Here is a 13,379-nt window from a genome sequence, read left to right on the forward strand (position 1 = left end):
AGGCTATGGAACCAATAACGATGAGCTTTTCCATTTTTCATTGTTGTTTCCTAACATTCTTTTTCACCTCCTTTCAAAGGCAACTAATTTTGCATTATGAATTTGATAAATTGAAAGATCAGTAAATCCATTCTCGATTCGGTTGCTCAAGATCATATAGTTTGCATCCGCAAAATCATGACGTAAAAAATGGTAAAAGCGTTCTAAGTCTTCGAAGTCAAAGTGTTTCGTCGGCTGATCGAAAATGAAAACGGTGCGATTTAGCGACTGTCCAAGGGAAACAAAATAAATCAGCCGTTGAAACATCGTCAATGAATCGATGGATGCATGGGAAGGGAGGCGATATTTTTTCCATAGCGCCGATTGCTGAAAAGGACGATTCAGCCATATCGAAATATCTTGCAAACGATAGTTTCTCCACAGTTGGTGGTAGTTCTCAGGAATCACGAAAAATACGCTTTTATTCGTTTTTTCTCTTGCTTCCTGTTCATCGAAATGGATTTCCCCTTCATCGATAGGATGAAAGCCGGCAAGCGCTTTGGCGACAATATCTGTGCGAATGTGATTTTTGGCTAGAATGATGGATTGGGAAGGAAGATTGACGGAACAATGATGCAAAATCAGTTGGCGACGGTGCTTGAGAGTCACATTTTTCAATTCCATCATTTGTCTCCTTTCCTCCTTTCTTGCGCTAGTTGAATCAATATGTTTTCTTTTTCTTTTATGGATAGTGCCATGTAGTGCTCCCACGTTGTTGAGTCGATGGAGGATTTTTCCGCTATCCTGTTTCCATATCCGATAGATGGAATATGTAGTTTTTCCATTAAATATAAGCCGGCAAAGAGACTGATCTGTTCGTTTTCGAACAATCGGTATGGGATGAAAAACGCAGCCAACTCCTGAATATGTTTGGTTGCCGGGATGCCATTGACGTCCAAGAACGGATCAACATAAAACGTGTAGGTTCCGTCAGCCACCGTGCTGTCGTAGAGCGAAAGGTTTGTGGTGTTGATGCTTTTTGGGATGATTGAGACGCTCTTGACTTCTTTTGTGCAATAATCTGTATTTGCAAGATTCGGAAACAAGTGGCATAGCTCATTGCGGATGGAAACGAGTTGATGCTTCAATTCCATATAATTTCTTGTTGTAGTGAGAAATGGTTTATAAACAAGGAAACGAGTATGTTGCACTTGAATTTGTTTGTAAGGACCGTTGATCACGGAGAGACAAGGGAGATGGTCCCCATGCCAACGGTACTTTTCCTTTCCGACAATCACGTTGACTCGTGTGCATGTTTTCGTTTCTACATTGGAGTGAAGCGTTCCGGATGAGTTGATATCGTAAAGCGTTGAATCCATGGACTGCGGATACCAGTTGGCATGTCGATAATAGATCGTCATGGATGGGGCACCGTTGGTCTGCACCTGAACAACGTTTCCTTGTTGTTGAAAGGGCAAACGCTTCCCTCCGCCTTGGATGTGATCGATTTGAAATTGCTCGTTGATCGAAAAACGAACGGTGTGTTCGTTCGGATGCAGAGAGAGTGTGGCTTTGATCGGATACGTGGATTTCGGATTCACCTCGATCTCCTTGATTTTCCAATATCCATACAACGGGATGTTCTTGGTTTGATCCTGATGTTTGATTTGTTGATAGAGTTTGGCGTCGTTTGCCAACAGAATGTCATCCAACTGGAATTTTGATTGTGCATGTTGAAGGAAAAATGTGACGAAAATAACGAGAGTCACACCAGCCGCAAGCCCCGCGAAGGATCGCCGCATACTTCGAAAAACGCCATAAACGGCAATGGAAGAAAGGATATACGCCAACTTGATCAGCACGCGTTCTTTTTGGAAGGTTAGGCTGAATAACGGGTCAATGTAAGGCCAACGATGGTTTCCCCACAAGGAGAAGGATGGATTGCGATATTCTAAAGAAAACAGCACGATGATCCACAAAACGAACACACCAACGAGCAACATCGCTTTTTTGGAAGAATGATAGGCGTAAACAGCGCCTGCGGACAATCCGATCATCCACGCCCATAGAAATGGGAGAAGAAAATGAATCAAATACAACGGAAACAGAAAAGTGAAAAGATCCCAACCCGCTGAATAGTTGATCACCACCGCCCCGGCGATGATCCCAGCCAAGGCCAGTTGCCAAGCGAAAAAACAAACAAACGCGATCAAAGCTTGGCAGAAGACGATCGTTTGCGGGTTTGGCATGATGTCATTCATCGCGATCCAGTGAATCGGCGTCGAAGTGAACAACGATACATGCAAGCGGAAGCTGAAGAACAGCCAGACCGCCATTCCAATCGGAACCAAGTATTTTGTATATAAGATCCATTCCGCTGGATTGATCGTATGGGGATTGAGGCAAACAAACATCAAAACCCCAGAAAATGCGAGTATGAAAATAGTTTCGGCTTTTAAGCGGAACGTCATTCTTGACATGAACACCCATTTCATATGGAATGCCCTCTCTAATCATGAATTTGAAATGTTTGTAAAATTCAATGGCATTATAAAAAAAAAAAAAATTCTCCACATGAACGATGATCAGCCCATTTTCCCCTTTCAGCTTCGTCTCGACCAATAGATCGACGCGGTATTTTTCACCTGCCGTGACATCAGTGAACAGTTCTTCGGACAGGAAGGACAAATGGCTGAAATCAATGTGTTCGTGCATGTCGGGGAAAAAGAGGAGAAGAAACTCTTCGAAGAACGTTTGAATCAGCTCTTTGAACAATCGGTCATGGTCAATGGCCATTCGATCACCTCGCTTTGAAATGTTACATTATCAACTGATTCGTGAGCAGAAGAAAAAATCCTGCATAGAAAATAAAAGATTGGATCACTAGGAAAAATTTCTGTTTTGTATTTACTTCGCGTCATACAAGCATTGGCCTGCCAACACCACAAATTCCCTGAACTGTTTGCTCTTGTCGAAAGAGCGGGGTTGCGCTAGTCTTGGACAATGCCTACCTGTGGTTGGAGGTGGAAGCATCGATTCATCTCATGATTACGCTTGCGTAGAAGCTTTCGTGATGCGAGATGATCTTTTTCGCCGATGAGAAAGGAGCAACCCATGTCTGAGACGGATAGGAAAAACAACGCTTGACAACCGTCCTGTCTTTCCGATACGATGGTGATGTAATCGATTACATAAGCGAGAGGACTACGACCAATGGCAAGCATAAAAGACGTGGCGAAGCGGGCGAACGTATCGACGGCGACCGTGTCGCGCGTGTTGCGCAACACGGGCAATGTCACCGAAGAGACAAGGCAGCGCGTGCTTGAAGCCATTGAAGCGCTGAACTACCAGCCGAACGTGCTCGGCCGGTATTTGCGGCGGATGGAGACCGAGACGGTGCTCGTCGTCGTGCCCGATATTACGAACCCATTTTTCTCGAAAGTGCTGCGCGGCATTGAAGCGGTCGCCCTCAAGCACGGCTATCAAGTGCTGCTTGGCGATACGCAAAACGATGCCCGGCTTGAGGAGCAATATTTGAACGTATTGCCGCAGCGGCAAGTTGACGGGATGATTTTTTTGACCGCCCGCATCCGCAAAGAGCTGATGGAAGAGATGGCGGAGCAGTTCCCCATCGTGTTGGCGTGCGAGTATTTGGAAGGAGCGGATATCCCGACCGTTTCGATCGACAACATCAGCAGCGCCCGCAAAGCGACAGAACACTTGATCCGCCTCGGCCATCGCCGCATCGCCCACTTATCCGGGCCGATGAACATCATTTTAAGCCGCGACCGGCTGCGCGGCTATTATCAAGCGCTGGCGCAGCACGAGATCGAAGTCGATGCGGCGCTCGTGCAGGAAGGCGATTTTACCTATGAGTCCGGATATAATTTGACGCTCAAGCTACTCGCCTTTGAGAAGCCGCCAACCGCGATTTTCGCCGCCAACGATGAGATGGCGATCGGGGCGGTTAAAGCCATTCGCCATCGCGGCGGGCGCGTTCCCGACGATGTCGCCGTTGTCGGATTTGACGACATTCAAATGGCCTCGATTTTTGAACCAAGCCTTACAACCATCGCCCAGCCGATGTTTGAGATCGGCCAAAAAGCGATGGAGCTGCTGCTTCGGCTCATTGAAGGAATCGATGTCGAGCGGCGCCAGCTCGTTCTTCCCGACCGGCTTGTCATCCGCGATTCATGTGGAGGCGGGCGCTCTGTCTGAAGAACTGGACAGAGCGTCCCATTCCGGTCCTGGGGGACGGGCGGATTTTCCGGTGATGATGTAATCGATTACATCACGAGGAATGATGGGAGAACCGATGGAATATGGAAGCCGCAAACATAAAATGCAAAGGGGGAAAAGGACATGGGAAACACGATTCCAATCCGCCTCGGCTTGATTGGAGCCGGAGGGATTTCCAAAGAACATATCAAGGCGGCGCTCGCCCTGCCCGAGCGCGTCGTCTTGCAGGCGATTTGCGACGTCAATGAACAAGCGGCCGCGGAAAAAGCGAAAACGTACGGCATCCGTGAAGTGTATCGCGACTACAAGGAATTGCTCGCCTCACCAGATGTCGATGCCGTCATCATTACCGTGCCGAATTTTTTGCACGCCCAAGTGTCAGTCGACAGCTTGCGGGCCGGGAAACACGTGCTTTGCGAAAAGCCGATGGTGACGAAAGCGGAAGAGGCGGACGCCATCATCCGCGCCCGCGACGAATCGGGAAAACAGTTTATGGTTGCGCTGAACAACCGCTTCCGCCAAGCGGCGCAATGGCTGCATGAGCGAATCCAATCCGGTGCGTTCGGCGAGATTTATTACGCGAAAACGGGCTGGGTGCGCCGCCGCGGCATTCCCGCATGGGGGGCATGGTTTTTTGACCGCGAGCGCTCCGGCGGCGGTCCGCTCATTGACCTGGGCGTCCATATGCTCGATGTGACCTTTTGGCTGCTCGGCAATCCGAACCCGGTTGCCGTGACGGGGAAAACGTACGCGAAGTTCGGCCCGCGCCGCCAAGGGGCATGGCCGGGAACGGCGTTTTTGCCTAATGCCGTCTATACGGTCGAAGATTTCGCCTCGGCGTTCATCCAGCTCGAAAACGACGCGACGGTGCTGCTGGAGACGAGCTGGGCGTCGCACATTGAAGAAGAGCGGGCGTATGTCGAATTTCTCGGCACGGAAGGCGGCGTGCGCTGGGAGTGGAATGTGGCTGACAACCGCCAAGAAGTGAAATGGTTCCGCAACGAACACGGCGTTCCGGCCGATGTCACGCTCCATTTTGACGACCAAAGCGAACGGGTGGCGCTCCTTGACCACTTTGTCACGAGCATCACGGAGAAGACGACACCGCTTTGCACGGCGGAACAAGGGCTTATGATCGCCAAAGTGTTGGAAGCGATTTACGAGTCGTCCGACCAAGGGCGGCAAGTCCGCATTGAATGGTGAGAAGCGGTTCTGGCTTCCCGCGAGCTGTGAACCAAAAACAAGCCGTCCTTGCCTTTATGCACGCAATCCGAAAAAACCAAGGGGGATCCATGAATGACTACACCCATCCGCGTCGTTGTGTGGAACGAATTTCGCCATGAAAAGAAAGATGAACAAGTAAGAGCCATTTATCCAGAAGGAATGCATACCGTCATCGCGCGCTACCTGGCTGAAGCGGGGTTTGACGCTGCGACCGCTGTCTTGGACGAACCGGAGCACGGCTTGACCGACGAGGTGCTCGACCGGTGCGACGTCCTCGTCTGGTGGGGGCATATCGCCCATGATGAAGTGAAAGATGAGGTGGTCGAACGCATCCACCGCCGCGTGCTCGAAGGAATGGGGCTCATTGTCCTTCATTCCGGCCATTTCTCGAAAATTTTCAAAACGCTGATGGGGACGACATGCAATTTGAAATGGCGCGAGGCGGATGAAAAAGAGCGCCTCTGGGTCGTCGCCCCGGGCCATCCGATTGTGGAAGGAATCGGACCGTACATCGAGCTTGAGCAGGAAGAAATGTACGGCGAGTTTTTCGACATCCCCGAGCCGGATGAAACCATTTTCATCAGCTGGTTTGAAGGCGGAGAAGTGTTCCGCAGCGGCTGCACGTTCACGCGCGGGAAAGGGAAAATTTTCTACTTCCGCCCTGGCCATGAAACGTATCCGACGTACCATCACCCGGATGTGCTGAAAGTGATCGCCAACGCTGTCCGCTGGGCAGCGCCGGTCAACCGCGGGGAAATCGTCTTTGGCAACGTCAAGCCGCTTGAGCCGATCAAAGCGAAACAAGGAGGGATGACGCCATGAACTGGATCAATGTCGGCATCATCGGCACCGGCTTTTCCGCTTCCTCCCATATTGAGGCGCTCCGCCGCCTGCCGTTTGTGAACATTGTCGCCATCGCTTCAAGCAGCCAAGAAAAAGCGGAGGAAGCCGCGCGCCGATTCGGGATTCCGAAAGCGTACGGCGATTACCGCGCCTTGGTGGACGACCCGGACGTCGAAGCCGTGCACAACTGCACGCGCAACGTCCTCCATTTCCCGATCAACAAGGCTGCGCTTGAGGCGGGAAAACATTTGTTGTCGGAAAAGCCGCTCGCCATGGACAGCGAACAGTCAGCGGAATTGAAGCGGCTCGCTGAACAAAGCGAAAGCCTTAGCGCGGTCTGCTTCAACTACCGCCACTACCCGCTCGTTGTCGAGGCGAAAGAGCGGCTCGCCCGTGAGGCGAAGCGCGTCCATTTCGTGTATGGCGGCTATGTGCAAGACTGGCTTTTGTATGACACGGACTACAACTGGCGGCTCGACCCAGCGCAAAACGGCCCGTCGCGCGCCATCGCCGACATCGGTTCGCACTGGTGCGACACAGTGCAGTATGTGCTCGGCAAGAAAATCGTCGAAGTGTTTGCCGACTTGCGCACCGTCCATCCGGTCCGCTACAAGCCGAAGCAGGAAGGGAGCACGTTCACATCCGGCCGCAGCCAAGACGCCGAGCCCGTCCAGATTGACACGGAAGACGGCGGCAGCGTAATCGTTCATTTTGACGACGGCACCCACGGGACGTTTACGATTTCACAAGTGAGCGCCGGCCGGAAAAACCGACTCTATTTTGAAATTGCGGCCGATGAGATGACGCTCGCTTGGGACCAAGAGCACCCGAACCGCCTCTGGGTCGGGCGCCGCAGCGGCCCGAACGAAGAAATCGTCCGCGACCCGGCGCTTTTGTCGCCGCAAGCCGCCGCTTACGCCCATTATCCGGGCGGCCATGAAGAAGGCTGGCCGGACGGGCTGAAAAATTTGTTCCGTGATTTTTATGGCGCCATCATCCGGAAGCAACGCGGCGAGGCGCTCGGGGAACTGCCGTTTGCGACGATCGCCGACGGCCACCATACGATGAGGATCGTCGACGCCATTTTGGAAAGCCATCGCACGAAACAATGGGTGCGGGTGGCGGAATAAGCGTGGGAGTTCGTTCGATCCGCTCATCCGACGAGAAGCAACAACAGCGCGGCGCGGCGGCCGTCCGGCCGTTGCGCGCCGTCAAAAGGGGGAGAATGACAAAATGAAAGTAGGCGTATTCACCGTCTTGTATCAGCAGCTGCCGTTTGAGGAAATGCTGGACAAAGTCGCCGCCATGGGCATCGAAGCCGTTGAGCTTGGCACCGGCAATTACCCGGGCAGCGCCCATTGCGATCCCGACGCGCTGTTGGATCAGCCGGAAAACATCAAAGCGCTGAAAAAAGCTGTCGCCGACCGCGGCCTCGTCATCAGCGCGTTAAGCTGCCATGGCAACCCGCTTCATCCGGACAAAACGTTCGCGAAACAGTCACATGACACGTGGCGGAAAACGGTCAGGCTCGCCGAGCAGCTCGAAGTCCCGGTCATCAACGCCTTCTCCGGCTGCCCGGGCGACCATCCCGGCGCCAAATACCCGAACTGGGTCACATGCTCCTGGCCGCCGGATTACTTGGAAATTTTAAAATGGCAATGGGAAGAAGTCGTCATTCCGTACTGGCGCGAAGAAGCCGCGTTCGCCAAAACGCACGGCATCACGCAAATCGCTTTTGAAATGCATCCGGGCTTTGTCGTCTACAACCCGGAAACGCTCCTCAAACTGCGCGAACACGTCGGCGACGCGATCGGCGCCAACTTCGACCCGAGCCACCTGCTTTGGCAAGGCATCGACCCGGTCGAAGCGATCAAACTGCTCGGCCGTGAAAAAGCGATTTTCCATGTGCATGCGAAAGACACGTACCTAGACGAAACGAACATCCGCAAAAACGGCGTGCTCGACACGAAACATTACAGCCAAATCCTCGACCGCTCGTGGGTGTTCCGCACCGTCGGCTACGGGCAAAGCGAAAAAATGTGGCGCGACATCGTCAGCGCCCTGCGCGCCGTCGGCTACGACTACGTGCTGTCGATCGAACATGAAGACATGCTCGCTTCGATCGATGAAGGGCTGTCCAAAGCCGTCGCGCTTTTGAAAAAGGTGCTGTTCAAAGAAGAACTGCCGGAGATGTGGTGGGCGTAAAAAGAAGGCGGCAAGGAGACCGAGGCGCTCTTTGCCGCCTGTATGTTTGCTTTGACATGTGCGCCAAGAAGACCTCGCGTATTCGCATGCGGACATTCGTCCAGCCGCAAACGGTTTCTTTGGGAAAGCCAGCGTGTTCTCTTGTCCGTTCGGGCGCTTTCGTGAGGTCATGAACGCCAGCGGACGGACTCTTCCCAGCGGTTGATCCACTTCATCAGCATCCGAACGGAAAAGGACAGAAGAAAGATCGTGACAAACGAATGCATCCATGTCCATGCATGATATCGAATCAAATTGGTATGCCTTTCATAAAGAACTTCCACGAACGTCAAAGCGGCTGTATACAAAGCGCATTGTCCGACAATGCCGAAAAAGCTCGAATGGTACGATGTTCGATAAAAATACACACACATGATCGGATACAGAAAGTATTCAAACAAGATGCTCGTGTCGAAGTATTGCCCCAAAAACCTCACGGGATAGTCGAGCAAATGCTTTTCCACCACAATGACGCCAAAAAAAGTGGAAAAATAAGCTTTCAATAAAAACACAAGAATCACGTCTTTTATGGGCGGTTTGCGCAAGCTGAGAACCAATAGGATGAGGCCCAGCGCCAGCAACACCCATAAGTGGATTCGATCCATGTCTTCATCCTCTCCTGTCAGAGGTTCTGTTGTCCAGCCTGTGCGGCCGATGAGAAATGTCATAGATCCACCGGGCGTTTGATTTAGGCACGGGCGCAAGCGCGGCTGTAGACCGATTCATGCAGGGCATCGAAGGCGCAGCCGCCGTTTACATCGCGTGCGCCGTCTCGCGGCCGACGCGCCCTTTCATGAACAGCAGCCGGTGCCCGTCCACCGTCAAATCGATCATCGCCCCGTTCAATATGTCTTCGCCTGATTTCCGCCCGTTCGCCTGCAAATACTTCACCCGATACCATTTTCGTCCATATTCAAAATAGAGATACTGTCCGCGCCGGAAATCGATCCAAAACTTCACCCGCTCGCCATTTACGTTCTTCCATACATACCCCCACGCCCGGTCTTGGCGGATCGGCGCCATTTTTGGACGCGCGGAATTGATGGCTTCATAATACAGGCGGTGTTTGATGTCAAACAGCACCATCCCGTTTGCCTCCTTTGGGACATGATACTATATGTATAGCGCCAAACGGGCAAAAATAGACATGCTGGCTCACTCATTTCGTCTCAGCATTCGCCCAGCGAGCAACCGAACGGCCAACGTCAACAGAAACATTGTAACGAGCGAGTATTCCCACTTCCAGGCATGATATTCGATCAAATCGGTATATCGCTCAAAGACAACCTCAAGGGCCGTCAGCACCGCCGCATACCCCGCGCATTGCGCCGTCGCGCCGGCCAGCGCGCCCGGCGCGAGGTGGCATAGACGTACACACTGACAACCGGATAAAGAAGATATTCAAAAATGACGCTGTTATTTGTATAAGAAGCAAAAAAACGGACCGGATACTCGAGCAGCCCGGTCCCCGCCACGATCGAACCGAAAAAACTCGCCGCATATGCATTGAGCAAACACGAAAGCCATACTTCCCTTGGTGAAAAAACGCGGAAGCTGAGCCCCAGCAAACCGATGCCCACCGCAACAAGCGCCCAGAGAATCCATTGTTCCATGATCGCCCCCTGGATGCGAATGATGTCGATTTTTCTTAGTATGGGATGAGGGAGGGGGGAGTATGTGAATTTTTTCGTGTTTTCATTTTACGACAGCGCAATAGGCCTTAGAAATGATGGTCTCCTGTATGTTCTGTCCTATGAAAAAAAAGCGGAATCTTGTAAAATAGTAGTATAGTTTTGTAAATGGAGGAATGAACATGCCAATATACAACAAACTCGTCCGCGACCGCATCCCCACCATTATTGAACAATCAGGAAAAACGTTCACCGCCCGCATACTTGACGATAAAGAGTACCGAAAAGAACTGCAGAAAAAAGCGTTTGAGGAGCTGGAGGAATACGTCCAAGCAGAAACGGACGGGGCGGCTCTTGAAGAGCTCGCAGATGTGTTGGAAATTATTCATGTTTTGGCTGAATGCCATGGCGCTTCGATCGGACAGGTGGAACAAATCCGCGCCAAAAAGGCAGAGAAGCGCGGCGGTTTTCGGGAGAAAATTTTCTTAATTGAGGTTCACGATGAGTAAGGTGAAATTGATTTCCAACCGCCTCCTTGACAAGCTGCAGGAACAGATGAGCCGCTCGTCGACGATATACATACTGACATCGTTTGCCATGAAGTCCGGCGTTCACCTGTTGAAGGACAGTTTGCGGGCAGCTGCAGAGCGGGGGGCGGATATCAAAATTTGCGTTGGTGATTACTTGTTTGTCACCCAGCCAGAGGCGCTGCGTGGGCTCATATCTGTTCATCCAGACATTGAAGTTCGCTTGTATCGGAGCAAGGGCATATCCTTTCATCCGAAAGCGTACCTGTTTGAAGATGCAGAAGGCGGCTACTTCATTGTCGGTTCTTCCAACTTGTCCCGTTCAGCGCTCACTGACGGTGTCGAGTGGAACCTTGGATTGGATAAGAGCGTTGATGAGGATGTATTTGCCGAAGCGATGGAGCAGTTTTTAAAGCTGTTTTACGCCCCGGAAACCGTGCCGATCAATCGAGAAACGGTTGCTGACTATGAAAACGAGTATCAAAGCTGCCATCAGCGGCACCCCAATTTGGCCCGCATATGGGCGGAGACTGAGGAAATTGAGCTGATGCTTCCGACGGAAACGGAGAAGAAGCAAGAGAAGGAGATGACGGACAAGACCGATGTTGTCCATGAAGCGGCGGCGCCATACGGAATGATCCAGCCGCGCTTTGCCCAAGTTGAGGCGTTGGAGCGGCTGGAAGCAGCCTATGAAGAAGGATATGACAAAGCGATGGTGGTCATGGCGACCGGGCTCGGGAAAACATACTTGGCCGCCTTTTTTGCCCGCCGCTTTTCGCGGGTGCTGTTTATCGCCCATCGTGAGGAAATTCTCCGTCAAGCGAAGCGCTCGTTTGAACGCGTGATTCCTGATCGGACAGCAGGACTGTACGATGGCAACCAAAAAGACAGAGATGCCGACATGGTATTTGCCTCGATCTTTACGCTGAGCATGAAAAAACATTTGCATTCGTTTCGTCCCGATGCATTTGACTTGATCATTGTCGACGAGTTCCATCATGCGGCGGCCCGCTCGTACGACCGCGTTCTTCGATATTTTCAGCCGAAATTTCTTCTTGGCATCACCGCTACCCCGGATCGGAGCGACAACAAAGACGTATACGCCCTTTGCGACGGCAATGTCGCGTATCGCATCGATTTTATCCAAGCGGTGCAGCGTGGGTGGCTGGCCCCCTTTCATTATTATGGGGTTTACGACGATACCGACTATTCGCAAGTCAAATGGCTCGGCAACCGGTACGATGAAGAAGAATTGCTTCAAGCGCAGCTTCGCGAGGAGATGGCAGAGAAGATTTTGCGAGCGTGGGAGAAGTATAAGAAAACAAGGGCGCTTGTTTTTTGTTCATCGATCAGGCAAGCTGATTTCCTGTCCGAATATTTCCAACGCCGCGGATACCGGACGGCCAGCCTTCATTCAAAGCAGACGGCCATTTCGCGCCAGCAGGCCATTGCCATGTTGGAGCGCCGTGAATTGGACGCTATTTTCACCGTGGACTTGTTCAATGAAGGAGTGGACATTCCTTCCGTTGATACGCTCTTATTTGTAAGGCCGACGGAATCCTTAACTGTCTTTACCCAGCAAGTCGGGCGCGGGCTACGGCTGTATGAAGGGAAAGACTACTGCGTCATTATCGACTTAATCGGAAACTACCGCAATGCGGATGTCAAACTGCGTCTGTTTGATACGCGGCGAGAGGAAACAAAGAAAACGGCGCGGGAACCCGTTGTGCCAACCGTTCCAGAAACGTGCGAACTGCATCTCGATATACAAGCCATCCATCTTCTCGAGGAGATGCAGAAAAAACGCCAGCCGCGCAAAGAACGGTTGCTTGCTGATTATCGGGAGCTGAAACAGGAGCTTGGCAGACGGCCGACGTATTTGGAGTTGCATCTTCATGGCCGAAGTGAAGCAGCGGAGTACAAACAAGAGTTCGGATCTTATGTCGGCTTTTTATATTGGGCGGGGGAGTTGTCAGAGCTGGAAAAGGAAGTGTTCCTAAAATACGAACCGTGGCTTGTTGAAGTGGAGCGCACGGTGATGTCGAAAAGCTACAAAATGGTGGTCCTAAAAGCTATGCTGGAGCGCGGGTCATCGGGCTGGCATGAGCCAATTACCCCGCAACAAGCGGCGGCGTTCTTTCACCGGTACTTAACGGAAAAAGAATATCGGAAGCGCATTGATTTTTCCGATGGGGAAACAGAACGCCTTTGGCAGTACGACGAGGAAAAGGTGAGCAAACTGATCGCCCGCATGCCAATGACGAAATGGAGCGGCAGTTCAAGGGGGCTGATTTCCTTTGAAAACAACGTGTTTGCGCTCCAGTTTTCCATTGCGCGCGAACACGAAGAAATATTGTACAACTGGACAAAAGAGATTTGCGAGTATCGGTTGCATGTGTATTTTGAGAAAAAGGAAGGCTTGATGAACTAGGAGGTCGGTGATTTAGTACAAAATACTGCCAGCTCCACATGTTTCTCAATTAGAGAAAAACGGTGGAATCAGCCTTCTTTTTTGGCGAAATACCGTTGATTTGCTCGTGACAGCAGGTTTGTCACCGTCCTTCTAGAAGTGCTGCAATTCCTTAATCCAAAAACTCTGAGGCGGTTAGAAATACTTTGATCGATCGTTTCACATCAAATAAATTTAGAAGTCGGAAGAGAAGAAACAAATTTATTTTTCCAAAAGACAAAT

The 13,379-nt window shown here is 51.5% G+C and carries 13 protein-coding genes and 1 pseudogene; 7 read left to right on the forward strand and 7 right to left on the reverse strand.

Going from position 1 to position 13,379, the window contains the following annotated elements:
• Positions 1-63: 63 nt before the first annotated feature.
• The 3 genes and pseudogenes from B9L19_RS07940 to B9L19_RS07950 form a co-directional block, all read right to left on the reverse strand.
• Complete coding sequence (locus B9L19_RS07940; protein ID WP_241772007.1) at positions 64-663, reverse strand: hypothetical protein; 600 nt, start codon at positions 661-663, stop codon at positions 64-66.
• A complete protein-coding gene (locus tag B9L19_RS07945) occupies positions 663-2,474 on the reverse strand; it encodes a DUF2339 domain-containing protein (RefSeq protein WP_089113892.1) in 1,812 nt (603 codons plus the stop codon). Before B9L19_RS07945 ends, B9L19_RS07940 begins: the two co-directional genes overlap by 1 nt.
• 70 nt (positions 2,475-2,544) lie before the next feature.
• Positions 2,545-2,775: pseudogene (locus B9L19_RS07950) on the reverse strand (DUF4351 domain-containing protein); the annotation flags it as partial.
• 417 nt (positions 2,776-3,192) lie between these two features.
• On the opposite strand from B9L19_RS07950, the gene B9L19_RS07955 reads away from it, so the two are divergent.
• The 5 genes from B9L19_RS07955 (at position 3,193) to B9L19_RS07975 (ending at position 8,490) form a co-directional block, all read left to right on the forward strand.
• The gene (locus B9L19_RS07955; protein ID WP_047752918.1) at positions 3,193-4,197 is read left to right on the forward strand and encodes a LacI family DNA-binding transcriptional regulator; all 1,005 of its coding nucleotides are present in this window, start codon (positions 3,193-3,195) and stop codon (positions 4,195-4,197) included.
• A gap of 144 nt (positions 4,198-4,341) precedes the next feature.
• On the forward strand, positions 4,342-5,421 hold the full coding sequence (locus tag B9L19_RS07960; RefSeq protein WP_089113893.1) for a Gfo/Idh/MocA family protein: 1,080 nt from the start codon (positions 4,342-4,344) through the stop codon (positions 5,419-5,421).
• Between the two features lie 93 nt (positions 5,422-5,514).
• Positions 5,515-6,264: a ThuA domain-containing protein gene (locus B9L19_RS07965; RefSeq protein WP_047752920.1), complete on the forward strand. Its 750-nt coding sequence runs from the start codon at positions 5,515-5,517 to the stop codon at positions 6,262-6,264.
• Positions 6,261-7,415, forward strand: coding sequence for a Gfo/Idh/MocA family protein (locus B9L19_RS07970; RefSeq protein ID WP_047752921.1), 1,155 nt, complete (start codon positions 6,261-6,263; stop codon positions 7,413-7,415). The genes B9L19_RS07965 and B9L19_RS07970 overlap by 4 nt, the downstream gene beginning before the upstream one ends.
• A 103-nt stretch (positions 7,416-7,518) precedes the next feature.
• Positions 7,519-8,490: a sugar phosphate isomerase/epimerase family protein gene (locus tag B9L19_RS07975; protein ID WP_047752922.1), complete on the forward strand. Its 972-nt coding sequence runs from the start codon at positions 7,519-7,521 to the stop codon at positions 8,488-8,490.
• Between the two features lie 167 nt (positions 8,491-8,657).
• On the opposite strand, the gene B9L19_RS07980 is transcribed toward B9L19_RS07975, so the two are convergent.
• From B9L19_RS07980 to B9L19_RS07990, 4 genes are all read right to left on the reverse strand, one after another.
• Positions 8,658-9,134: a CBO0543 family protein gene (locus B9L19_RS07980; RefSeq protein WP_047752923.1), complete on the reverse strand. Its 477-nt coding sequence runs from the start codon at positions 9,132-9,134 to the stop codon at positions 8,658-8,660.
• Between the two features lie 148 nt (positions 9,135-9,282).
• Positions 9,283-9,615 (reverse strand): hypothetical protein, encoded by a 333-nt coding sequence (locus B9L19_RS07985; RefSeq protein WP_047752924.1) that lies wholly within the window; start codon positions 9,613-9,615, stop codon positions 9,283-9,285.
• Between the two features lie 69 nt (positions 9,616-9,684).
• A complete protein-coding gene (locus B9L19_RS19790; protein WP_241771973.1) occupies positions 9,685-9,834 on the reverse strand; it encodes a hypothetical protein in 150 nt (49 codons plus the stop codon).
• Entirely contained in the window at positions 9,828-10,142 is a 315-nt protein-coding gene (locus tag B9L19_RS07990) for a CBO0543 family protein (protein WP_241771974.1), read from the reverse strand. Before B9L19_RS07990 ends, B9L19_RS19790 begins: the two co-directional genes overlap by 7 nt.
• 200 nt (positions 10,143-10,342) lie before the next feature.
• Here B9L19_RS07990 and B9L19_RS07995 point away from each other — a divergent pair, with 200 nt between their 5' ends.
• Together B9L19_RS07995 and B9L19_RS08000 are read left to right on the forward strand one after the other, a co-directional pair.
• Positions 10,343-10,669, forward strand: coding sequence for a nucleoside triphosphate pyrophosphohydrolase (locus B9L19_RS07995; protein WP_047752925.1), 327 nt, complete (start codon positions 10,343-10,345; stop codon positions 10,667-10,669).
• Positions 10,662-13,118 (forward strand): DEAD/DEAH box helicase family protein, encoded by a 2,457-nt coding sequence (locus B9L19_RS08000; RefSeq protein WP_047752926.1) that lies wholly within the window; start codon positions 10,662-10,664, stop codon positions 13,116-13,118. The genes B9L19_RS07995 and B9L19_RS08000 overlap by 8 nt, the downstream gene beginning before the upstream one ends.
• The last annotated feature ends 261 nt before the right edge of the window (positions 13,119-13,379 follow it).

The sequence above is a fragment of the Geobacillus thermocatenulatus genome (assembly GCF_002217655.1).
Taxonomy (GTDB): Bacteria; Bacillota; Bacilli; order Bacillales; family Anoxybacillaceae; genus Geobacillus; species Geobacillus thermocatenulatus.